The 22,754-nt window shown below is 58.8% G+C and carries 20 protein-coding genes and 1 tRNA gene; 9 read left to right on the forward strand and 12 right to left on the reverse strand.

Translation table 11 applies throughout. The annotated features are described in order from the left end of the window. Positions 1-47 precede the first annotated feature (47 nt). On the reverse strand, positions 48-1,181 hold the full coding sequence (locus AB5Z02_RS13355) for a GGDEF domain-containing protein (RefSeq protein WP_157161037.1): 1,134 nt from the start codon (positions 1,179-1,181) through the stop codon (positions 48-50). 520 nt (positions 1,182-1,701) lie between these two features. Here AB5Z02_RS13355 and AB5Z02_RS13360 point away from each other — a divergent pair. The 4 genes from AB5Z02_RS13360 (at position 1,702) to AB5Z02_RS13375 (ending at position 4,395) form a co-directional block, all read left to right on the forward strand. Continuing rightward, a complete protein-coding gene (locus AB5Z02_RS13360) occupies positions 1,702-2,502 on the forward strand; it encodes a transporter substrate-binding domain-containing protein (protein WP_005334079.1) in 801 nt (266 codons plus the stop codon). Positions 2,503-2,602: 100 nt separating this feature from the next. Then, positions 2,603-3,562, forward strand: a complete 960-nt coding sequence (locus tag AB5Z02_RS13365) for an amino acid ABC transporter permease (protein ID WP_040066206.1) — start codon at positions 2,603-2,605, stop codon at positions 3,560-3,562. Beyond that, on the forward strand, positions 3,546-3,668 hold the full coding sequence (locus tag AB5Z02_RS13370) for a hypothetical protein (RefSeq protein WP_265177200.1): 123 nt from the start codon (positions 3,546-3,548) through the stop codon (positions 3,666-3,668). Before AB5Z02_RS13365 ends, AB5Z02_RS13370 begins: the two co-directional genes overlap by 17 nt. Then, complete coding sequence (locus tag AB5Z02_RS13375) at positions 3,652-4,395, forward strand: amino acid ABC transporter ATP-binding protein (protein WP_111899708.1); 744 nt, start codon at positions 3,652-3,654, stop codon at positions 4,393-4,395. Before AB5Z02_RS13370 ends, AB5Z02_RS13375 begins: the two co-directional genes overlap by 17 nt. Positions 4,396-4,502: 107 nt before the next feature. Here the strand turns inward: AB5Z02_RS13375 and AB5Z02_RS13380 are convergent, their stop codons facing one another. Further along, positions 4,503-5,294 (reverse strand): ABC transporter substrate-binding protein, encoded by a 792-nt coding sequence (locus tag AB5Z02_RS13380; protein WP_042053220.1) that lies wholly within the window; start codon positions 5,292-5,294, stop codon positions 4,503-4,505. A 168-nt stretch (positions 5,295-5,462) separates the two neighbouring features. Here AB5Z02_RS13380 and AB5Z02_RS13385 point away from each other — a divergent pair, with 168 nt between their 5' ends. Beyond that, positions 5,463-6,302 carry a sterol desaturase family protein gene (locus tag AB5Z02_RS13385; RefSeq protein ID WP_368216150.1) on the forward strand — a complete coding sequence of 280 codons (840 nt, stop codon included), beginning with the start codon at positions 5,463-5,465 and terminating at the stop codon, positions 6,300-6,302. Between the two features lie 83 nt (positions 6,303-6,385). Here the strand turns inward: AB5Z02_RS13385 and AB5Z02_RS13390 are convergent, their stop codons facing one another. The 9 genes from AB5Z02_RS13390 to tadA form a co-directional block, all read right to left on the reverse strand. Continuing rightward, positions 6,386-7,801, reverse strand: coding sequence for a basic amino acid/polyamine antiporter (locus tag AB5Z02_RS13390; RefSeq protein WP_368216151.1), 1,416 nt, complete (start codon positions 7,799-7,801; stop codon positions 6,386-6,388). A 9-nt stretch (positions 7,802-7,810) separates the two neighbouring features. Next, a complete protein-coding gene (locus AB5Z02_RS13395; RefSeq protein ID WP_368216152.1) occupies positions 7,811-8,713 on the reverse strand; it encodes a homocysteine S-methyltransferase family protein in 903 nt (300 codons plus the stop codon). A 293-nt stretch (positions 8,714-9,006) separates the two neighbouring features. After that, positions 9,007-9,549, reverse strand: coding sequence for a hypothetical protein (locus AB5Z02_RS13400; RefSeq protein ID WP_181222201.1), 543 nt, complete (start codon positions 9,547-9,549; stop codon positions 9,007-9,009). Between the two features lie 19 nt (positions 9,550-9,568). Further along, positions 9,569-10,888, reverse strand: coding sequence for a hemolysin family protein (locus AB5Z02_RS13405; protein WP_088869414.1), 1,320 nt, complete (start codon positions 10,886-10,888; stop codon positions 9,569-9,571). A 190-nt stretch (positions 10,889-11,078) separates the two neighbouring features. Next, positions 11,079-11,789, reverse strand: a complete 711-nt coding sequence (gene phoU / locus AB5Z02_RS13410; RefSeq protein ID WP_005334097.1) for a phosphate signaling complex protein PhoU — start codon at positions 11,787-11,789, stop codon at positions 11,079-11,081. Between the two features lie 85 nt (positions 11,790-11,874). Further along, positions 11,875-12,693, reverse strand: coding sequence for a phosphate ABC transporter ATP-binding protein PstB (pstB, locus tag AB5Z02_RS13415; RefSeq protein WP_005334102.1), 819 nt, complete (start codon positions 12,691-12,693; stop codon positions 11,875-11,877). Positions 12,694-12,826: 133 nt separating this feature from the next. After that, the gene (gene pstA / locus AB5Z02_RS13420) at positions 12,827-14,476 is read right to left on the reverse strand and encodes a phosphate ABC transporter permease PstA (RefSeq protein ID WP_005359546.1); all 1,650 of its coding nucleotides are present in this window, start codon (positions 14,474-14,476) and stop codon (positions 12,827-12,829) included. 32 nt (positions 14,477-14,508) lie between these two features. Next, positions 14,509-16,746, reverse strand: a complete 2,238-nt coding sequence (locus tag AB5Z02_RS13425) for an ABC transporter permease subunit (RefSeq protein WP_368216153.1) — start codon at positions 16,744-16,746, stop codon at positions 14,509-14,511. 203 nt (positions 16,747-16,949) lie between these two features. Continuing rightward, positions 16,950-17,501 carry a tRNA adenosine(34) deaminase TadA gene (gene tadA / locus AB5Z02_RS13430; protein ID WP_368216154.1) on the reverse strand — a complete coding sequence of 184 codons (552 nt, stop codon included), beginning with the start codon at positions 17,499-17,501 and terminating at the stop codon, positions 16,950-16,952. 255 nt (positions 17,502-17,756) lie between these two features. On the opposite strand from tadA, the gene AB5Z02_RS13435 reads away from it, so the two are divergent. The 4 genes from AB5Z02_RS13435 to aceA all read left to right on the forward strand — a co-directional run bounded on the left by AB5Z02_RS13435 (position 17,757) and on the right by aceA (position 21,877). Continuing rightward, positions 17,757-17,833: transfer RNA gene (locus tag AB5Z02_RS13435), tRNA-Pro, on the forward strand. A 222-nt stretch (positions 17,834-18,055) separates the two neighbouring features. Then, positions 18,056-18,196 (forward strand): hypothetical protein, encoded by a 141-nt coding sequence (locus AB5Z02_RS13440; RefSeq protein ID WP_368216155.1) that lies wholly within the window; start codon positions 18,056-18,058, stop codon positions 18,194-18,196. 686 nt (positions 18,197-18,882) lie between these two features. Continuing rightward, positions 18,883-20,490, forward strand: coding sequence for a malate synthase A (gene aceB, locus AB5Z02_RS13445; RefSeq protein ID WP_368216156.1), 1,608 nt, complete (start codon positions 18,883-18,885; stop codon positions 20,488-20,490). A gap of 73 nt (positions 20,491-20,563) precedes the next feature. Continuing rightward, positions 20,564-21,877 carry an isocitrate lyase gene (gene aceA / locus AB5Z02_RS13450; protein WP_005344572.1) on the forward strand — a complete coding sequence of 438 codons (1,314 nt, stop codon included), beginning with the start codon at positions 20,564-20,566 and terminating at the stop codon, positions 21,875-21,877. Between the two features lie 106 nt (positions 21,878-21,983). On the opposite strand, the gene hda is transcribed toward aceA, so the two are convergent. Continuing rightward, positions 21,984-22,685: a DnaA inactivator Hda gene (gene hda, locus AB5Z02_RS13455; protein ID WP_167565004.1), complete on the reverse strand. Its 702-nt coding sequence runs from the start codon at positions 22,683-22,685 to the stop codon at positions 21,984-21,986. Positions 22,686-22,754: the final 69 nt, after the last annotated feature.

Here is a 22,754-nt window from a genome sequence, read left to right on the forward strand (position 1 = left end):
GGCGCGGATCACCGCGCCCTGATTTTATTCCTGAACCTATTCCGGCATCAGGCAGCCTGACAGACCCGGTTCTTCCCTTCCCGCTTGGCCCGATAGAGAGCGTCATCCGCACGGCTGAACAGGCTGTCAAAGTGCCACTCCCCCTGCCAGTGAGCAATACCCATGCTGACGGTGATATGGATCCCTTCTACTTCGCTGGCCGCAAGCTGAACCCGCAGTGACTGACAACGGGCGATCGCCTCCTCTGCGGTGGCATGGCGAAACAGCAGCACAAACTCCTCGCCCCCAAAGCGACTGGCCAATACGCCCTCCAGCTCGCGCATTGCCAACCCGACCCGCTCCAGCACCCGATCCCCCACCTCATGACCATGCCGATCGTTGATCTGCTTGAAGTCATCCAGATCGAGCACCACCAGCGCCCCCTGCTGTGCAGGGCGTCCCCGGGCCAGACGTTCCATAAAACCACGGCGATTGAGTAACCCGGTCAGCGGGTCATGACTGGCCTGATAGCGCAGCTCCAACGCCCGGTGCTGGTTGCAGAGCAGCAGCACCCCGAAGGTGAGCATGGAGCTACCCACCAGCATGGAGACATAGGGCAACACGTTGAACAGCTGACGCTGGAACGGGCTTTCGATCACCTCGCCCCACACGGTAAACATCCGCATCAGGGTCATGGCGATCAGCACCAGATTGAGGCCAATCAGCACCCAGACCGCCACCTGATAATCGGGTCGGCCGTGACGCCAGAGCTGCCAGATGATGAGCGAACTGAGCATGAGGAAGGTGGCGCTGCTGATCATCACCCGCACCGCAATCCGGCCATCGATGGCGACCGACCAGGTCATGACGGCGGCAAACAGCAGGATGAATCCCCAGCAGACAGGCCAGCCCGGCGATTGACGGAAGAAACAGCGTTGGGCAACCAGCAATAACGACACATGAAAAATCAGGAAGACATTACCCACCCAGGAGCCATAGGGGGTGGGTGTCAACAGCAGGCTGGCAAATCCCGCCTGACCCAGCATGGCAAACAGACTGGACCACCACCAGACCCCGACGCCGGGAATATCGTTGTGGGTAACGCGAATGATGGTGAGAGTGAGGAAACCGAGACAATAGCCACACAAGGCCATGATCATCAAGGTAAAAATATCCAGCTTAAGCAGTAGTGAGGCGTCCATACCAAAGCCATGCAGAGAGGGTAACTGAGTATATGAGAAGCGTTTGCCAAGACCCAGTACGACTTGATGGTTTTCACAATAAAGCCCGTTCGTTTGCTGACAAACAGAGCAATGCGTGTGATATCCCGCCAATGTGTATTCGTATTAACCCCATGAAAAGCCTCTTACGGAGCCCAGAAACTCAATAAGAGCCGCAAGCGGCGCCCTGACTTTGTAACAAAATGTCTTGGGGATAATTTGGGCTTGAACCCACTCAATTAGATAGATATGTTGTTTTCGTGTGATTTTATGAATGAAGCCATGAGCAATAAATGCCTCTAACCTGTTGAGTCTTCTGACACAATCTGTTTTTGGTACATTTTTCACTCAACCACTATTCATAGCATCTCATATGGGGCTTTTGTCCCGCTCAAGACATTCATCCTGTCTTGCCTGTTGCCGGATGCAGCAGTCTCTTGTGCCACGGAGTCGCACGGGATCAGGTTCAAGGCCGAACACACCACCGACAGAGACGTCACTTATGATCAAAAAACTGATTCTTTCTACCCTGCTGTTTTGCGGGATCGCCACGGCGGCCCCGACCCCTGCCCCCACCTCCACCCTGGATGCCGTGCTCGAACGCGGCGTGCTGCGAGTCGGCTTCGATGCAGGCTATCAACCCTTCGAGATGACCAACAAGCAGGGCCAATACATCGGCTTTGACGTGGATCTCGCCAAGATGGTCGCCAAAGAGATGGGCGTGAAGGTCGAGTTCGTCAACACCGCCTGGGATGGCATCATTCCGGCGCTGCTGACCAACAAGTTCGACGTCATCATGGGCGGCATGACCGTCACTCCCCAGCGCAACCTGCGAGTCAACTTCGCCGATCCTTACATCGTGGTCGGCCAGACCATAGTCCTGCGCAAAGAGAAGGCGGGCGAAATCAAATCCTTCACCGACCTCAACGACCCGAAATACAAGATCGCGGTCAAGCTCGGCACCACCGGCGAGCAGGCAGTCAAGCGCCTGATCCCCAAAGCCACCCTGCTGCAGTTTGAAACCCAGGATGACGCCAAGCTGGAAGTGATCAATGGCAAGGTCGATGCGTTCGTCTATGACCTGCCCTACAACGCTATTTTCGCCTCCCAGAATCAGGGCGCCGTGGTGCACCTCGACAAGCCGTTCACCTTCGAGCCGCTGGCCTGGGCCATCCGCAAAGGGGATCAGGACACCCTCAACTGGTTCAACAACTACTTGCGCCAGATCAAGGGCGATGGCAGCTACGACCGTCTCTACAAGAAGTGGTTCGAATCCAACGCCTGGCTGAACCAGCTCAAATAACCTCCGGGGGGCGGCGCATTGCCGCCCTTGCACCACGCAGCTCCCCACACAATAACGAGAAGAGGTTGTGACTGTGCACACACCCAAACCGACAAGACAGATGGAAAAACAGCCCAATCAGCTGCTCTGGCATGGGGTTTTCCTGCTGATGCTGCTGGTTGCCGTATTCGGCATCTACAAGGCTGTCCAGTCTGTGGATTACACCTGGCGCTGGGAACGCATTCCCCAATACATCGCCTATCAGGCGGAGCAGAAGAATCTCGCCGAATTTGACGGCACCGTGATGGCGGGCACCAGCGAGGCCGAGAAGGGCAAGCTGTTCCTGCAAGACGATCTCGACCCCAATGTGCGGCAAGCCATTGCCAGTACCGGCGTACAAGTCGCCGAAGGGGATACCGTTTTTCGTGGCGATACCCTCGACACCCAACTGAGCTGGACCGCAGGCCCCATCGCCTGGGGCGTCTGGGTCACCGTCAAGCTCTCGCTGGTGGCAGGCATCTTCGCCATTTTGCTTGGCACCCTGGCCGGGCTGGCGCGCCTCTCCCCCAATCCGGCCCTGCGCAATCTGGCCATCACCTATGTGGAGCTGATCCGCGGTACGCCGCTGCTGGTGCAGATCTTTATTGTCTACTTCTTTATCGGTACCGTGCTGAACCTCGATCGCTTCACCGCCGGGGTCGCGGCACTGGCGGTCTTTACCGGTGCCTATGTGGCGGAGATCGTCCGCGCCGGTATCAGCTCCATCCACAAGGGGCAGATGGAGGCGGGCCGCAGCCTGGGTATGACCTCGGCACAGACCATGCGCTACGTCATCCTGCCGCAGGCGTTCAAGCGGGTGCTGCCACCGCTGGCAGGCCAGTTCATCAACCTGATCAAGGACTCCTCGCTGGTCTCGGTCATCTCCATCACCGACCTGACCAAGGCGGGGCGCGAGGTGGTGAGCTCCACCTTCAGCCCGTTCGAGGTGTGGTTTACCGTGGCCCTGCTCTATCTGGTGCTCACCGGCACCCTCTCTTTTCTGGTACGCCGTCTCGAGGTGAAATATGCACGCAGCAACTGATCCCATCATCAAGGTGCCACAGGCGTCGAGAAGTGCAGCCATCACCGACACCCCCTTCGCCTTCCCGGTTCGTTTTCTGGAGGCGAAATATGCGCGCAGCAACTGATCCCATCATCAAAGCGACCGGTGTAGAGAAGTTCTACGGCAGCGAAGTGCATGCCCTGAAAAACGTCAGCACCGAGGTCGCCGAAGGGGAAGTGGTGGTGATCGTCGGCCCCAGCGGCTCGGGCAAATCGACCTTCCTGCGCACCCTCAACCAGCTGGAGACCATCAACGACGGCAACATCGTGGTCGACGGCATCTGCCTGACCGAGCCGGGCGATGTCAACAAGCTGCGGGAAGAGGTGGGTATGGTGTTCCAGTCCTTCAACCTCTTTCCCCACCTGACTGTGCTGGACAACATCTGTCTCGCCCCGCAAAAGGTGCGTGGCCTGTCGCGCCGTGAGGCCGAAGACAGAGCCAAGGCGCTGCTGCTGAAAGTGGGGCTGTCGGTGAAAGCGGCCAGCTATCCCTCCCAGCTCTCCGGCGGTCAGCAACAGCGGGTGGCCATTGCCCGGGCGCTCGCCATGCAGCCACGCATCATGCTGTTTGACGAGCCCACCAGTGCGCTCGACCCCGAGATGGTGGGGGAAGTGCTGGATGTGATGAAGGGACTCGCCCGCGAAGGGATGACCATGGTGGTGGTGACCCACGAGATGGGCTTTGCCCGCGAGGTGGCGGATCGGGTGCTCTTTATGGAGAGTGGCGAACTGCTGGTGGATGAAAAACCGGCCGATTTCTTCGACAATCCCCCCTCCCCGCGTCTGCGCCAGTTCCTGAGTCAGGTGCTGTAGCCAACATGCTCTGCTGGATAAACGAAGAGGGACCGCAAGGTCCCTCTGCTTGTGTGTCACGCTGAGCAGGCTTAACCCAGCTGAACCCGAGTGCCCCTCTCATCGGCTCAGCGCGGGGACTTTCCCAAATAGCGCTCCACGATCACTTTCACCCCGTCACGTTTTTTGAGCTGATAGAGCTCCTTGTCAAACTGGTCGATAAAGGCCTGTTTGTAGGGATACTCTCCCTTGCGGCTGTAGCCGAGAAACCCCTGCTCCTTGCTGAGCACCGGCCCCTGTTTGAGCAGGGACATATCGGCCACCGCCAGCTGATCGGCCTTTATCATGTTGAGCAACTCATAGAGCAGGGAGAGGCGATCATTGATGGTGCAATCGACCCGGCCGCGAACAATCTTGAGCAGGTTCTCCCGATTGCTTTTCACCTCCTCCACGTCGATCTGCTTCTCTTTTACCGCCAGCCAAAAGGCATCGCCGCCGACGGCAAAACCGGCGTTCATGCCAAAGCGTAAACCATGATAGTCGAGCGGAAATCTGGCCTGCGGGGTATTAGCCGCCACACTGGCGCCGCACATCACCACCAGCTCTTCATCCAGCATCGGCTGGGAGTAGGGCCACATGTAAGGGCGGGTATCGGGCATGTAGTAAGGTGGAAAAATAGCGAAGGCGGCCCCCTGCTCCACCATGCTCAGACCGCGCCGCCACGGCATGGGCTTGAGCACCACCTCATAGTCAGGCATGGCAGAGGTCACCTCACGGATGATGTCGGCATAGATCCCCCTGACCTCCTCCCCCTCCTGCCAGGAGTAGGGAGGATAGGCGGCATCCGCCAGGATCTCGACCCGGGTCTTGGCGTGCGCCATCATGCACAACCCCAACAACAAGCAACACCAGACGCGCATAAGCCAGCACCTCCTGAAAAAGCCTGCATCAAGCATAGCCATCCACTGCGCCTTCCTCTGCTGGCGCGCCATATTTCATGCCATCTCTTCGTTGGCTGAAAAATGTTAATGAAATATTAAAACCATCCTTTATGCTGGAGAGCAATTGCTCTGAATGGATGGCCGCATATGGATGTGCAACTGCTTTTGCTCTACCTCTCCCCGGTTTTTCTGGCCTTTGTCGGCTGGGAGATGCTCTACCTGCGCAAACATGGCGCGGCCTTTCCCACCGCCACCTACCAGTGGCGGGATCTGTTCGCCAACGCCGCCCTGGCCCTGATGCATCAGGGGGGCGATGCGCTGGCGGCCATCGCCATTGCTTATCTGTATGACACCCTCTGGGGCTGGCGACTGTTCGATATCGAGCTGAATCTCTGGAGTGTGCTACTGCTGTTCCTGTTGCAGGATCTCTGTTACTGGCTGTTCCACTTCACCAGCCACCATGTTCGCTGGCTGTGGGCCTCCCACGTGGTGCACCACAGCTCGCAGCGGCTCAACCTCTCCACCGCTTTTCGCCAGAGCCTGATGTACCCGATCTCCGGCATGTGGCTGTTCTGGATCCCGATGATCGTTATCGGCTTCCCGCCCGAGGCGGTGGTCGCCACCGTGCTGCTGAGTCTGGGCTTCCAGTTCTTCGTCCACACCCAGGTGGTGGGCAAACTCGGCTGGCTTGAGTGGGTCTTCAACACCCCCTCCCACCACAGGGTGCACCACGCCAGCAACGCCAAGTACATAGACCGCAACTTTGCCGGGGTGCTGATCATCTGGGATCGGCTGTTTGGCACCTTTGTGGAAGAAGATCCGGCCGAGCCGTGTCGCTTTGGCATCACCAAGCCGCTCCACAGCTTCAACCCCCTCACCCTCACCTTCCACGAGTGGCGCGACATGCTGCATGACGCCCGTGGCCTGCCCTGGCGACAAAAACTCGCGGTGCTGTTTGGCAAACCGGCCGGACCTGCCAGCCGCTGAGCCTTCGCCCCTAATAGCAAGTCCCTGATAGCAAGAGAGCGCCACGGTGGCGCTCTCTTTTATGGTCAGTCATATCTTCGATATCAGAGATGGGCAAACGACCAGACGGCGGGGATCAGGCTCAGCAAGGTCACTCCGGCCAACAGCCGCTCGCGACCACTCAGGCAAAGATCTGCGCCCAGCTGACGACGGCTGTAGAGAAACAGCAGCAGACCCGGCCCGTAGAGCAGCAAGGAGAGCAGCAGATACTCCACCCCGGCAGCGTAGAGCAGCCAGAAGCCGTAACCGCTCGACACCAGCGCCACCGCCCGCATCAGACCGCGGCCCTGCCCGCCCTCCCCCTTCTTGCTGAACGAAAGCTTGAGCAAGAACAGGCCGATCAGCAGGTAAGGCACCAGGATCATCGAGGTGGAGATAAGCAGCAGGCTGGTGTAGCCCTTGCCGAGCAGCCACACCAGCAGCAGGCAAGTCTGCACCGTCAGGCTGGTGAGCCAGAGCGATGCGATAGGCGTCCCGTTGCGGTTCTGGCGCCGGAAGATTGCGGGAAATGCGCCGTGGCGGGCTGCGCTGAACGGCACCTCCGCCGAGAAGAGGGTCCAGCTCACGTAGGAGGCGAGCACCGAGACGATAAGGCCGACGCTGATGAGCAGCTTGCCCCAGGAGCCGGTCATCTGGGCCATCAGCCCTGCCATGGAGGGGTTGGGCAGCGCTGCGAGCTCGGGCCGACTCAATATCCCCAGCGCCAGCACCGAGATAAGCACATAGAGCAGCAGTGCCAACACGACCCCCAGTACGGTGGCGGTGCCCACATCCCGCCGGTTTCGGGCGCGGGCCGACAACACCGCTGCCCCCTCGATACCGGTAAAGACCCAGAGGGTGATGAGCATAGTGTTGCGCACCTGCTCGGAGACCGGCATCGCCAGGGTGCTGCCCTGCTGATCCGCCGCGAAAGTGACCGGATCGAACCAGTAGCAGGCGAACATGATAAACAGCAGCAGCGGCAGGCTCTTGGCCAGGGTCGCCACCAGATTGAACAGCGCCGCCTGCTGCACGCCACGGGCCACCAGCAGGTGCACAGCCCAGAGGATGCAGGACTCGCCGACAAACGCTGCCAGCGTGTTGCCCTCACCAAACCAGATCTGCTCGGGGGTGTCGATAAAGCTGCCCAGCGCCGCAAAGGCGATGACCAGATAGCCCACCACGCCGATGGTGGCGCAGAGCCAGTAGCCCCAGGCAGAGAAGAAGCCTACCAGCTCGCCAAAACCGGCGCGGGCGTAGCTGTAGATACCGCCGTCGAGATCCGGCCTGAGTCGCGACAGATAGAGAAAACTCATGGCGAGCGCCAGGATGCCCACACCCGTCACGCCCCAGCCGATCAGCACGGCGCGGGCGCCTGCCACCTCGGCCATGTTCTGGGGCAGGCTAAAAATCCCCGCCCCCACCATGGAGCTGAACACCAGCGCGGTGAGTGACCAGAGCCCAATCTTGCTCTCTTTCATGGAAGCTCCTTAGCGCAACCGGCGGCTCAGCGCCTGAATATGCTCGGGTCCGATGCCGCAGCAGCCGCCGATGAGGTTCGCCCCGGCTGCGCGCCAGCGCTCGGCCCAGCCGAGATAATCCAGCGGCCCCAGATCGGCGCGGATCTCGTCCAGCCCATCATTGGCGGTGGCCTCCTTGGGTTGCGGCGGGAAGGCGTTGGCGTAAGCACCGAGGCGAATGTCAGCGCGGCCCAGCGCCTGCAATCGGGCGCGAGCAACCTCGAGGGCCCCCTCGATCACCTCGGGCTGACAGCAGTTGAACAGGATGGCATCGACCCCGGCCGCCACCAGCGCGGTCACCGCATCAGCCACCTGCTCGCCGGAACGCAGTCGCGGTTCGTTGCCCGGCGCCTCATCTTCCAGCGTGAAGGAGACCCAGAACGGCTTGCCGTCATCAGGCAGCAGCGCTTTCAGGGCCAGTGGCTCGGCAATCAGGCTCATGGTCTCGGCCAGCCAGATATCCACATAAGGGGATAGCGCCCGAATAAGCGGCATCGCCAGCTCGCTCACCCGGTCCGCCTTGAACAGGTCGGCACGGTAGGAGCCAAAGAGCGGTGGCAGAGAACCCGCCACCTGCACGGCGCCCTTCTGCTCGTCAGCCACTTCGCGGGCCAGTTGACCAGCCAGCGCTGCCAGTCCCTCCCCGTCGGCAAAGAAACGCTCATCGCCGATATGAAACGGCACCAGCGCATAGCTATTGGTAGTAATGACCCTGGCCCCGCTCGCCACATAGGCCTGATGCACATCACGCACCGTCTCTGGCGCCTCCATCAAGGCCAGCGCCGACCACTCGGGTTGACGAAACGGTGCTCCCCGCCGTGCCAGCTCGCGCCCCATGCCCCCATCCAGCACCCACAATTCCCTGGTTTTCATCTGTCGTGTCTCTTTGTTATATGCGTTGTTTATTTGCGTATTTATCTGTTTGTTTTGTTGATCTGCGGTTTCGCATCGAATCGCTGCAGATCGTCCAGCTTCATCCTGGGAAGCCCTTTTATTACGCAGCCATAAAAACATATAGATGTTTAGATGGCCAAAACAAGATAAAACAAAGTGCCACGGGCGGCAATCAGTATCAGCAGAAATCAGCGTGCAAACGGCGAGGCAAACGCAGAAATGCAATAGGCCACCCGAAGGTGGCCTCATCACTATCTTGATCCGCTGGCGACTTAACGCCCGGCCAGCACGCGCTTGATCTGTTTGACCCAGTCGGAGACCCGACCCTGCTGTGGCAAACCGCGCCAGATCTGCTCCCACTGGGCAGGGCTGAGCGGACGACCGAGGCGACGCTGCACACCCGCATAGAGGTAGTCATGGGCCGTGGTGGCCGCATGTTCGGAGGTGAGGAATTTGGAGACCGGATCGGTCAACCGCACATCCCGCATGCCGAGCAGCGGATAGTCGTTGTGCACCGCCGCCAGCATGGTCTCGCGCATGGCGGACTCGATGTAGCCACGGGCAAACAGGGCGGTAACCGACTCCAGCGACCCCTGGTCCGGGCCGTGGTACTGCTCGTCAAAGACCGGGCTCGGCTCGACCATGCCGCTTTGCACCACCGCATCAGGATCCGGCTGCTGCACGACCACGGCAGGCTTGGGGGCAACCGGCTTGGCTGCCACTGTGGCTTTGCGCGGCGCACTCTGACTACAAGCACCCAGTGCCAGGGCGAGCGCGACACAGGCCAGCGCACGGGAATGAGACTGCATCTTCATGACTCTTATGTCGCTCCTTTTACGATTCCTGAGCTGGCTTCTCGGCCACAGCCGGTTCGACCCGGGTAACCAGCAGCTGATCAATCTTGTAACTGTCGATATCGACCACTTCGAACTTGTAACCGGCGTATTTGACCGAGTCAGTGCGCTTGGGGATCTTGCGCAGCATATACATGATAAAGCCGGCGATGGTCTCGTAGTTCTGGTTCTCGGGGAACTCTTCGATATCGAAGGCGCGCATCACGTCGGAGATGGGGGTCACCCCGTCCACCAGCCAGGAGTTCTCGTCGCGCTGGACGATCTGCTCTTCCACTACGTGGGTCGCCCACTCGCCCATGACAGTACTCATCAGGTCATTCATGGTGACAATCCCCACCACCAGCGCGTACTCGTTCATCACCACGGCAAAGTCGCCACGATGATTCTTGAAGTACTCCATCGCCTCATAGAGGTTCAAGGTATCGGGGATGATGATGACGTTCTGCACCAGGTTGCCACCGATCAGGTCGATGCTCTGTCCGCCGATAACGCGGATCAGCAGCTCTTTGGCATCGACAAAGCCCTTGATGCTGTCGAGGTTGTGGTCACAGACCAGAAACTTGTTATGGGGATGTTCGGCGATCTTGGCCTTGATGCTCTCTTCGCTCTCTTGCAGGGTGAAGTAGATAAGGCTCTCGCGGGCCGTCATGGCAGAGGTGACACCAAGGGACTGCAACTCGAACACGTTCTCGATCAGCTGATGCTCCTCGCGCTGGATAACCCCCGCCTCGGCACCGGCATCCATCACCGCATAGATATCGTCGGAGGTGATCTCGTCGTTACGCACCGTGGAGACGCGCATCAGACGGAACAGGGTGTTCGCCAATCCGTTGAAGACCCACACCAGCGGCATCAACACGGTGACGAAGAAGAGCATGGGGCGCACCACCACCACGGCAATCTGCTCGGGCATGGTCATGGCCAGACGCTTGGGCATCAGGTCGGCGATCAGGATAAACATGCCGGTGACGAACACGAAGGAGGCACCGGAGCTGATCTCGCCAAGCCAGGGGCCCTGGTAGAACTGGGAGACAATCCCCTTGATGGCGGGGTTGAGGGCAGACTCACCCAGGATACCGCCCAGAATGGCGACGGTATTGAGGCCAATCTGCACCACGGTGAAAAAGTTGCCCGGTTGGGCCTGCAGGGCCAGCACCTTTTCGGCCTGGCGATTACCTTCATCCGCCATCACCTGCAATTTGATTTTGCGAGACGCGGCGAGAGAGATCTCGGAGAGGGAGAAGAACACACTGCCGCCAACCAGCAGCATTAAAAAGAACAAACTATCGGCAAAACTCATGATTAACCTATTGCTACACCCGCCTTAGCACAAGACGGCAAACTGGGCCCGGGAGACCGGACCGTGAGCCCATCCGGGACTCACACAGGGGGAGTATTCTATCAGAAAACAGCCAGTTGGGGGCTTTATCTTACTCCGACCAGTTATGCAACAAAAAAGGCGCTTCACGCGCCTTTTTATTCACTTCCGGTTAGCCCTTGCCCAGCAAGGTGCCCAGATCGTCCGCCTTGGTATGGCGCACATCCTTGCCTTTCACGTAGTAGACGATGTACTCGCAGATGTGCTGGCAACGATCGCCAACCCGCTCGATGGCCCGCGCCGCCCACAGCACGTTGAGCACCTGGGGGATGGTGCGGGGATCTTCCATCATATAGGTCATCAGCTCGCGAATGATGGACTCGTACTCACGGTCTACCTTGTCATCTTCCTTGTAGACCGCCAGCGCCGCATCCAGATCCATACGGGCGAAGGCGTCGAGCACATCGTGCAGCATCTTGATGGTGCGACGGCCCATGTTCTCCAGCGACACCAGCGGCGGCTGCGGCTTGTTGGCGTTGTCGGTCAGCATGCGGGCGATCTTGTCGGCCACGTCGCCAATACGCTCCAGATCAGTGATGGTCTTGATGATGGCCATCACCAGTCGCAGGTCGGAGGCTGTCGGCTGACGCTTGGCGATGATGCGGGTGCACTCCTCGTCGATCGCCACTTCCATCGCGTTGACCTTGTGGTCGTTGGCCACGATCTTGCGCGCCGCATCGAGATCCTGATCGTGGATCGCCGCAATGGCGTCGGTGAGCTGCTGCTCCACCAGACCGCCCATCACCAGCACCTGGTTGCGCACGCTCTCTAGCTCGGCATTGAACTGACCGGAGATGTGTTTATTGAGGTTCATATTGTCCATACAAATAATCCTTGATTGCTCCGATTATGCCTTAGCCGTTGAACCGACTGCCAATCTGTTTGCTGAGATTCATCCTCTCCTCTCCTTAGCCGTAACGACCGGTAATGTAATCTTCGGTCTTTTTCTTGGCCGGGGTGGTGAAAATGGTGTTGGTATCCGAGTACTCGATAAGCTCGCCCATATACATGAAGGCGGTCTGATCCGACACGCGCGCAGCCTGTTGCATGTTGTGGGTCACGATCACCACGGTGAACTGGCTCTTGAGCTCGTTGATCAGCTCCTCGATGGTGAGGGTGGAGATGGGGTCGAGCGCCGAGGTCGGTTCATCGAGCAGCAACACTTCCGGCTCGATGGCGATGGCACGGGCAATCACCAAACGCTGCTGCTGACCACCGGAGAGACCGAAGGCGTTGTCGTGCAGACGATCCTTCACCTCGTCCCACAAGGCCGCACCGCGCAGGGAGCGCTCGGCCGCTTCATCCAGAGTGCGACGATCGTTGATCCCCTGCAGGCGCAGACCATAGACCACGTTCTCGTAGATGGACTTGGGGAACGGGTTCGGGCGCTGGAACACCATGCCCACCTGACGGCGCAGGGCGGAAACATCAACGCTCTTGTCATAGATGTTGTGGCCGTGCAGCTGGATTTCCCCCTCGATGCGGCAGATCTCCACCAGATCGTTCATCCGGTTGATGCAGCGCAGCAGGGTCGATTTGCCACAGCCTGACGGGCCGATAAAGGCGGTCACCTGCCCTTTGGGGATCTTCATGTTGACGTTGAACAGCGCCTGTTTGCTGCCGTAGTACAGGTTGAGATCCTTCACCTCCAGCGCGGTCTGCTCCGGGGTCAGGTTGAGCAGGTCCAGCGCGGTGTGCTGGGTAGACGTGGTCGTTACGTTGATCATCTGTTACCTCAAAATCTATCTGGAGTGGCCGGACTGCTGCCGGTGCCCCTCACGTATTGGTGCAGAGAGATGGCGGCTCGCGCTCGGCCGCCCCTCTGTTATCTCACTCTTGTATCACTCATGCGGCGCCGGATTAATGCTCCAGCGACCGGAATTTCTCGCGCAAGTGGTTACGAATACCGATAGCGGTCAGGTTCAGACCCACGATCACCGTCACCAGCAGGAAGGAGGTGGCGTAGACCAGCGGGCGGGCCGCCTCGACGTTGGGGCTCTGGAAGCCGACGTCATAGATGTGGAAGCCCAGGTGCATGAACTTGCGCTCCACATGCAGATACGGGAAGTTGCCATCCATCGGCAGAGTCGGTGCCAGTTTCACCACCCCCACCAGCATCAGCGGCGCCACTTCACCGGCTGCACGGGCGATCGCCAGAATAAGGCCGGTCATGATGGCCGGGCTCGCCATCGGCAGCACGATGCGCCACAGGGTCTCGGCCTGGGTGGCGCCCAGTGCCAAAGAGCCCTGACGGATGGTGCTCGGGATCCGCGCCAGCCCCTCTTCGGTGGAGACGATCACCACCGGCAGGGTCAGGATGGCCAGGGTCAGCGCCGACCAGATCACGCCGGGTGAGCCAAAGGTCGGGCTCGGCAGCGCTTCCGGGTAGAACAGCTGGTCCAGCGAGCCACCGAGCGTGTAGACGAAGAAGCCCAGACCAAACACGCCGTAGACGATGGATGGCACGCCCGCCAGGTTGATCACCGCGATGCGGATGATCTTGGTCAGGCTGTTCTTGCCCGCGTATTCGTGCAGGTAGACTGCCGCCACCACCCCCAGCGGGGTCACGATGATCGCCATCAGGAACACCATGAACACGGTGCCGAAAATGGCCGGGAACACCCCGCCCTCGGTGTTGGCTTCACGGGGATCGTCAGAGACGAACTTGCCGATCTGGTGGAACCAGTGACCCACCTTGGCCAGCAGGCTCATGTCGTTGGGCCATACCACATCCAGTACCTTGGACATCGGCATGGTCACCAACTCGCCACGCATATCCTTGACGGTGATGGCGTCGCGGTCCGCTTGGCTACGCAGTGAGAAGAGCTCTTTTTCCAGCACCTGATAGCGATCGTTGAGGGCCTGACGCTCGCTGGCCAGTTCGGCTTTGAGCTGATCGGTCAGCTTGTCGTCCAGCTCGGCCTTGCGCTCTTTCAGGCGCAGCCGCTCCAGTTGATAGTTGATGCTGCCGATGTCCCCTTTTTGCAGATCGTTGGCCTGTTCTGAAAGGGCATTGGCTCGCGCCAGTACCCGCTGCAAGGCAGGATGCAGATCAGAGGTGAGCTCGCGGCCATCCTCTTTCACCCCGACGATATAGCCGTAGAAGTTGCCGTTGGTGGCACGCTCAACCATGGCCAGCTCGGCTGGCTGGCTCTGGGACTTGATGTCCGTCTCCAGCACCCAGCGAAAATCGAGGTCAACGAACTCGCGGTTGCCGGTCTTGACCAGATAGCGGGTCAGCAGCTCGCGCTCTTCCCCTTCCAGCGCCAGACCTGCGGCGCGCAGTCGCTCTACCGGTACCTGCTCGCGATCGTTGATCTCGCCGATCAGAACGCTCTTGTTGCCGCTGGCGTCTTCCAGCTGCCACTCATAGATGGGGTGCGGCCAGAAGTAGACCAGACCACGCCAGCCGATCAGCAGCAGCAGACCCAGTACCGCCACCAGACTCAGGCTGACGGCACCGCCGGTCATCCAGATCCAGGGGGCCCCTGATTTAAACCACTTACCCATTGTCGATTCCTTGTCCATTACAGAGTCGCCCCTTACATCGAGCTGTATTTTTCACGCAACCGCTGACGGACAAATTCGGCCAGGGTGTTGAACAAAAAGGTGAACACAAACAGGACGAAGGCCGCGAGGAACAGTACCCGATAGTGGGAGCTGCCCACTTCCGATTCCGGCATCTCCACCGCGATGTTGGCGGCGAGGGTGCGCAGCCCCTGGAACATGGAGAAGTCCATGATGGGGGTGTTGCCGGTAGCCATCAGCACGATCATGGTCTCGCCCACGGCGCGGCCAAGACCCATCATCACCGCAGAGAAGATGCCCGGGCTCGCGGTGAGGATCACCACCCGGCTCAGGGTCTGCCACGGGGTGGCCCCCAGTGCCAGCGAGCCCTGGGTCAGGTGCTTGGGCACCGAGAAGACCGCATCTTCAGCGATGGAGAAGATGGTGGGGATGACCGCAAAGCCCATGGCGATACCGACCACCAGCGAGTTGCGCTGGTCAAACTTGATGCCCATTTCGTGAGTCAGCCAGATGCGCGAATCGCCGTGCATAAAAGCATTCTCGATGAGCGGGCTCAGGGCGAAGGCCCCCCAGCCAATCAGCAGCAGCACCGGGATCAGCAGGATGGCGTGCCACCCCTCCGGCAGCAAGGACTTGCCGCGCTCCGGCAGATAGTTCCAGAGCAGTGCAGTCAGCAGCATCCCCATCGGCAGCAATACCAGCAGCAGGATCACCCCGGGTAAGGCACCCTCGATGATCGGCGCCAGCCACAGACCCGCCAGGAAGCCCAGGATAACGGTCGGCAGCGCCGCCATGATCTCGACCGTCGGCTTGACGTATTTGCGCAGCCCCGCCGACATGAAGTAGGCGGTATAGATGGCACCGGCCACGCCGAGCGGCACAGCAAACACCATGGCGTAGAAAGAGGCTTTCAGCGTACCGAATACCAGCGGCACCAAACTCAGCTTGGCTTCAAAGTCGTTGCTGGCGGAGGTGGATTGCCACACATACTGGGGCTCCGGATACCCTTCGTACCACACCTGTTGCCAGAGGGCAGACCAGGTCACTTCGGGGTGTTCGTTCTCCACCGAGAAGAGCTTGAAGCTGTTCCCTTGCTGCATCAGCAACAGGTTGTGACGGGGGGAGATGGCCAGGGCAGAGAGTTCGCCCCCTTCCACCGTCTCGGTCAGCAGCTTGGTCTCGCCGGTGGCGTGGAAGAAGCTGATGATGCCATCCTTGTCGGCACTGATGAAGCCTTTGCGAAAGTGCTCGGGAGTCAGCAGGTCTACCGCGCCATCGCCCTTGAAGTCACGAATTTGGGTGAACTGGCGTTTGCCATCCTTCGCCACTTCGAACCACTGGGAAATCACGCCGTTGTCATTACCCACCAGCAGTGAAGAGGCGCCGGAGAGCAGCTGAACCCGGGTCACATTGGCGTTGGGGGCATTGATCTCCAACACGTTACGCAGGGAGATTTCGCTCAGATTATGAATGTCATAGACGGAGAGGCGATTGCCCTCGCGCACGAACAGGATCCGCAGATTGGGGGTCAGCAACATCTGATCCACATGGCGCGGCAGGGAGGGAATCGTGTAGTTTTCACTGCTCCACTCAATCTCCCCGGAGATGAAGTTCTCCTCACCGTTCATCACCGTCATCACTCCACGACCATCTTCGGTCACGGCGGCGGTCGCCATCTTGTCCTTGGTGGCTTCGAACACCATCAGTTGCAGTGCCTTCCCTTGCGGGTCGATCACCACCGGCTCTTCGCCGAAGGGATATTGCAGGCTGGGTTCAATCACCCGCACATCGTTGGGATAGGAGACCTTAAACGCTGGCTGGACGACCTGCGCCTTGCCATCGGCAAAGCCGTAAGCGATCAGCCGCTGGCCCGGTGCCGGGGTCGCTACCGTGGTGATGTCACCAGCAACCTGAGCCTGACCCAGTGACTGGCCGACCTTGATCTTGTCATCTCCCTGCACCGCAAAGAAGTTGACCTGCCCTTTATCGCTGAAGCGATAGCCGATCTCGTTCTGCTCTTCCACGCCGAGCCAGGCGGTCTTCCCTGCGGCAGGCAGGGTAAACGAGGCGGTCGGCTCCATGGAGGCGCCATTGAAGATGGGTTTCACCACATAGAGCAGATAAAAGAAGATGAGCAGCAGCGCCACCAGTACCAGGGCTCCGCCTGTGGTGACGCCATATTTGGCCAATTTATCCTTGATCCGGCGTTTTCTACTGCCCGCCATGACCAGGTTTAACGATTCCGATGACATGCAAGACCTCAATGTAAGCTAGGCTTCGCGGCATTATATGGCGGTTGCATGACAGTTTTGTTACATCGGAACCGCTTTAACAGCGGTTGTTAGCGGAAAAAACGCGGGGATTATGTCGAAGGAAGGCGATCACAACACACTGTTTATAAAGTGATATTTATGAAGGCAATCAGCAAGGGCAGCTTGTGCTGCCCCCGAATGATTCAGGAAAGAGTATCGTTTGATTGTTGCAGCGCCAGTTTGGCTGCCTTTTTCTCGGCGCGGCGGCGCTTGAAGAAGGCCGACAACTGATCCGAGCAGGCATCGGCCAGCACACCGCCGGTCAGCTCGACACTGTGGTTGTGACGCGGGTCCTGCAAGATCTCGAACACCGACCCCGCGGCACCGGTCTTGAGATCTCTAGCGCCATAGACCACACGCTTGACCCGGCTATGGATCAGCGCACCGGCACACATACAGCAGGGCTCCAGCGTCACATAAAGAGTGGTGTCGAGCAGCCGGTAGTTCGCCAGCTGCTTGCCCGCCGCCCGGATCGCCATCACCTCGGCATGGGCACAGGCATCGTGTTCGCTGATGGAGTGGTTCCACCCCTCGCCCACCACCTGACCATCCAGCACCAGTACGGCACCGACCGGGATCTCGCCAATCCCTTCGGCCCGGGCAGCCAATGCCATGGCATGGCGCATCCACTGCTCGTCCTGCGCGTTCTGACTCTGTGCCTGACTCTGTGTCTCTGGGACCTCTGATGGTTTCACGCCCATCCCCTCTTTATATTGTTCAATTGTGCTGTTTGCATTCCAGCTATCCATACCTGTCAGATGATTCCATAGATAGCAGGCATGATAGCTCGCAGTGACAGGGCGGTGATTATGCCAAATCTGCACGTCAGACCCAAGCCACATCCCGACTGAGCAATAAAGAAGCAATCGGCATCTCTATGATAAAAAAGGAGTTGCACCCGTTTGGCCATGCTATTAGACTTCCTCCCCGTCAGCCGAGTCTGACTCCGTCGGTGTGTAGCGCAGCCAGGTAGCGCATCTGCATGGGGTGTAGAGGGTCGGAGGTTCGAATCCTCTCACACCGACCATTTTCCCCGAGAATAGCCCAGTCAAACGACTGGGCTATTTTTTGCCTCCGATTTATCCTCCTGACGATGCCTACCTATCAAGCACAAAAAACACTCAGAACCACTTGAATCTTTTTGCCGAACTCATTAAGATGCGCAACTTTCCGCCGGTAGACAACACAGGGAGGTGGAAAAACAAGTGAAGGGATCACTGTCCGGCTTGCGTGCAACACAGGACCAGGCATGAACCAGAACAGCGATTTCGCACCCGCCATTACGCTTTATTCCGTTCCTCACGACACCCCTTGCCACACCGAAAGCGAAAATGAACAGGTCATCCAGCTGGATGTGATCGATCTGGCCGAACCGGATGATGACTATTGAGCCCGGCCAGATGGCCGCTCATCACCAGCACATCGCCTGTTCACGCTCTCCGTTTCAGGTCCTTGGCGAGAAATCTGCAAAAAACGACAAACTGCTAATTCTATCAAGGATGGCAGTATTATTGACTGATGTATCTCCCCCTTTCCTCCCCGGCATTCCCCCCGACAACTGATACAAACCTACGTTATTGCACTTCACTTTCCATCGCTGCAACCGCTGGTGCCAACAGAGCCTGCATCACCACACCAAGTTTAAAACGCACGTTCACCAATCAGGTCTAGCATTAGCAAAACATTCATTGCCACATTCAAACGCGCTTTATACGGCTGTTTTGGCAAAGCCTGGAGTTAGGTCGGGATTTGTTTTTGCATTTGTAATTTTATTACGTAATAAGCTACAAAATGAGGGGCAGGGTAACGGCCCAAATTAGCCGTTGTCCGATGGGAAAAAGCAGGAGCATAACCATCTGCGTAGAGCTTTTACACCAACCAAATAAAGCAATAAAAAACATCAACTTAACCACATCCAAAAAACAGGTGTTTAAAAAAAACTGTTGACGTACTCAACAATATTTCGCACCTTATCAATCGTGTTACCCCGTTGTTGCGGGAACGTTTCAGGAACAGGGATTCGACTTTAGTCGTAGTTAGTAAGTTCAAAATGTAATTCTCAAAGGAGTGAACCTTATGTCGGCACCGGCTCAGACCCACTGCAGCGCCCGCCTTCGCATCCAGGGCGAGATGCTACCCGAATACGCGCAAATTCTGACGCCGGACGCGGTGGCTCTGGTCTCCGAACTGGTGGAACGTTTTGCTCCCCAAAGAGGGGAATTGCTGAAACAACGTGTGGCACGCCAGGCCCGTATCGATGGCGGCGAGCTGCCGGACTTCCTGCCGGAAACCGCCCACATCCGTGAAGGTGACTGGACCATTCGCGGCATTCCTGCCGACCTGCAAGACCGCCGTGTGGAGATCACCGGCCCGGTCGAGCGCAAAATGGTGATCAACGCCCTCAACGCCAACGTCAAAGTGTTCATGGCGGATTTTGAGGATTCACTGGCCCCCGCCTGGAATAAGGTGATCGAGGGCCAAATAAACCTGCGCGATGCGGTCAACGGCACCATCTCTTACACCAGTCCGGAAGGAAAGGCTTATACCCTGACCCCCAATCCGGCGGTACTCATCTGCCGGGTGCGCGGTCTGCACCTACCGGAAAAACATGTCACCTTCGATGGCGAGCCCATCCCCGGCGGCCTGTTCGATTTTGCTCTCTACTTCCTGCACAACTATCAGGTGCTGCTGGCCAAAGGCTCGGGCCCCTACTTCTACGTGCCCAAGTTGCAGAGCCATCTGGAAGGGCGCTGGTGGAGCGAGGTGTTCGCCTGGACCGAGGACAAGTTCGGTCTGCCCCGTGGCACCATTAAGGCCACCGTGCTGATTGAAACCCTGCCAGCCGTATTCGAGATGGATGAGCTGCTCTATCAGATGAAGGAGCACATCGTTGCGCTGAACTGCGGCCGCTGGGACTACATCTTCAGCTATATCAAAACCTTGAAGAACCATCCGGATCGCGTACTGCCTGATCGTCAGGTGGTGACCATGGACAAGCCGTTCCTCTCCGCCTACTCGCGGCTGCTGATCAAGACCTGTCACAAGCGCGGTGCGCTGGCGATGGGTGGCATGGCCGCCTTTATTCCGGCCAAAGACGCGGCCGTTAACGAGCAGGTCTTCGCCAAGGTCAAGGCCGACAAGGAGCGTGAAGCCAACAACGGCCACGACGGTACCTGGGTCGCCCACCCTGGCCTTGCCGACACCGCCATGGCGGTGTTCAACGCCACCATTGCGGCTGGCGCCAAGAACCAGATCGGCGTGCTGCGCGAGCAGGATGCCCCCATCACCGCCGCCGACCTGCTGGCACCCTGTGAGGGCGAGCGCACCGAGGCAGGGATGCGCACCAATATCCGGGTTGCCCTGCAATATCTGGAGGCCTGGATCAACGGCAACGGCTGCGTGCCCATCTACGGTCTGATGGAAGATGCCGCCACCGCCGAGATCTCCCGTACTTCCATCTGGCAGTGGATCCGCCACGGCAAGAGCCTGTCGAATGGCAAGGTGGTGACCAAGGAGCTGTTCCGCCAGATGCTGGCCGAGGAGCTGGAGGTGGTCAAAGCCGAGGTGGGCACCACACGCTGGCAGGCAGGACGCTTTGCCGAGGCAAGCGAGCTGATGGAAGAGATCACCTGCGCCGATACCCTGATCGATTTTCTGACGCTGCCCGGTTACGAGCGGCTCTGAATCACGGGCCCCCAGCGGGGCTCGCCAATAACAAGTCAATGGAAACGTGAAATCAATGAAAGAGGGAACTGATATGGCACTGACCCGTGAGCAACAGATCCAGGCTATCGAGAAAGACTGGGCGGAAAACCCCCGCTGGAAAGGGATCAAGCGCGGCTACAGCGCCGAAGATGTGGTGAACCTGCGCGGCAGCTTGCAGCCGGTGCACACCCTGGCCCAGCGTGGTGCCGACAAGCTGTGGGGTCTGATCCACGGCGATGCCAAGAAAGGCTATGTCAACTGCCTCGGCGCCCTGACCGGTGGTCAGGCAGTACAGCAAGCCAAGGCGGGGATCGAGGCGATCTACCTCTCCGGCTGGCAGGTGGCGGCGGATAACAACTTGTCCTCCACCATGTATCCGGATCAGTCCCTCTACCCGGCCAACTCGGTACCGTCCGTGGTGGAGCGCATCAACAACTCCTTCGCCCGTGCCGACCAGATCCAGTGGGCCAACAAGGTAGGACCTCAGGATGAGGGCTTTATCGACTACTTCCTGCCGATCGTGGCCGATGCTGAAGCCGGTTTCGGCGGCGTGCTGAACGCCTTCGAACTGATGAAGGGGATGATTGAAGCGGGCGCCGCCGGCGTGCACTTCGAAGATCAACTGGCATCAGTCAAGAAGTGCGGCCATATGGGCGGCAAGGTGCTGGTACCGACTCAGGAAGCGGTGCAGAAGCTGGTTGCTGCCCGTCTGGCAGCCGATGTGTGCGGCACCACCACCCTGGTGATCGCCCGTACCGACGCCAACGCCGCTGACCTGTTGACCACCGACGCCGACCCGTACGATGCAGACTTCCTGACTGGCGAGCGCACTGCCGAAGGGTTCTACAAGGTACGTGCCGGTATCGATCAGGCCATCGCTCGCGGTCTGGCTTACGCACCCTACGCCGACATGGTGTGGTGTGAAACCGCCAAGCCGGATCTGGACGAAGCGCGTAAATTTGCCGAAGCAATCAAGGCCAAGTTCCCGGATCGCATCCTGGCCTACAACTGCTCCCCGAGCTTCAACTGGAAGAAGAATCTGGACGATGCCACCATCGCCCGCTTCCAGCAGGAGCTCTCCGACATGGGCTACAAGTACCAGTTCATCACCCTCGCGGGTATCCACAACATGTGGTTCCACATGTACGAACTGGCCTACCAGTACGCCCGTGGCGAAGGGATGAAGCACTACGTCGAGATGGTGCAGGAGCCGGAATTTGCCGCCGCCAGCCGTGGCTACACCTTCGTGGCCCACCAGCAGGAGGTTGGTACCGGTTACTTCGACAAGGTGACCACCGTCATTCAGGGTGGCCAATCCTCGGTGACCGCACTGACCGGCTCCACCGAAGAAGATCAGTTCCACTAATAAGAGAGCTGTCTTGAAATAGCAAAACCCCGGCCTGAAGCCGGGGTTTCTTTTTATCTGTAATTCAAACGAAAGTCAGGCGCACAACCGCACACAGTCGAGAGGCTCAGAGCTCGAGGATCTCTTTGACAAAGGGAATGGTGAGCTTGCGCTTGGCGCGAAATGAGGCGTTGTCGAGCTGATTGAGAGTGGTGAGCAGGGTGCGCATATCGCGGGAGAGTCGGTTGAGCAGGAAGCGGCCCACATCGATGGGCAATTTGAAGCCCCGCAGCTCGGCACGCAGCTGCAGGGCACTGAGCTTGCCTTCGTCATCCAGCTCTTCGAGATGGAAACTCACCCCCCAGTCGAGGCGCGAAGCGAGATCCGGCAGTTGCAGCCCCAGTTTGCGCGGTGCGCTGCAGCCGGTGACGATCAGCGTCCCTTCCCCCTTCTCCTGCCAGCGATTGTAAAAATCAAACAGCGCCCGTTCCCAAACAGCATTGCCGGCGATGGCCTCAATGCTGTCGAGACAGACAAGCGGCAGGCTTTCGAGAGCATCGAGCATGCTGGGATCGAGCTGTTCAAACTGATCGAGGGAGAGATAGGCCGCAGCCGCATCGCGGGCGTTGACCTCGGCACAGGTGGCGTGGAGCAGATGAGAGCGTCCGGATCCCTTGGCTCCCCAGAAATAGAGGAAAGGCGATCCCTGACCGATGGCCGCGTTCTTGAGGGCGGTGATCAGATGAGCATTGTTGCCGGGATAAAAACTGACGAAGGTTTCATCATCCGGTAGTTGTACGGCTAAAGACAGTTGGGCCGGTTGCTTCACTCGTTGGGCTTTGACTGTGACATTTGTGGCTAAGTGTATCATCGCAAAGGCAGATAGAGAACCGCCCGG

The organism is Aeromonas sp. R2-3 (assembly GCF_040908375.1).
Lineage (GTDB): Bacteria > Pseudomonadota > Gammaproteobacteria > Enterobacterales > Aeromonadaceae > Aeromonas > Aeromonas veronii.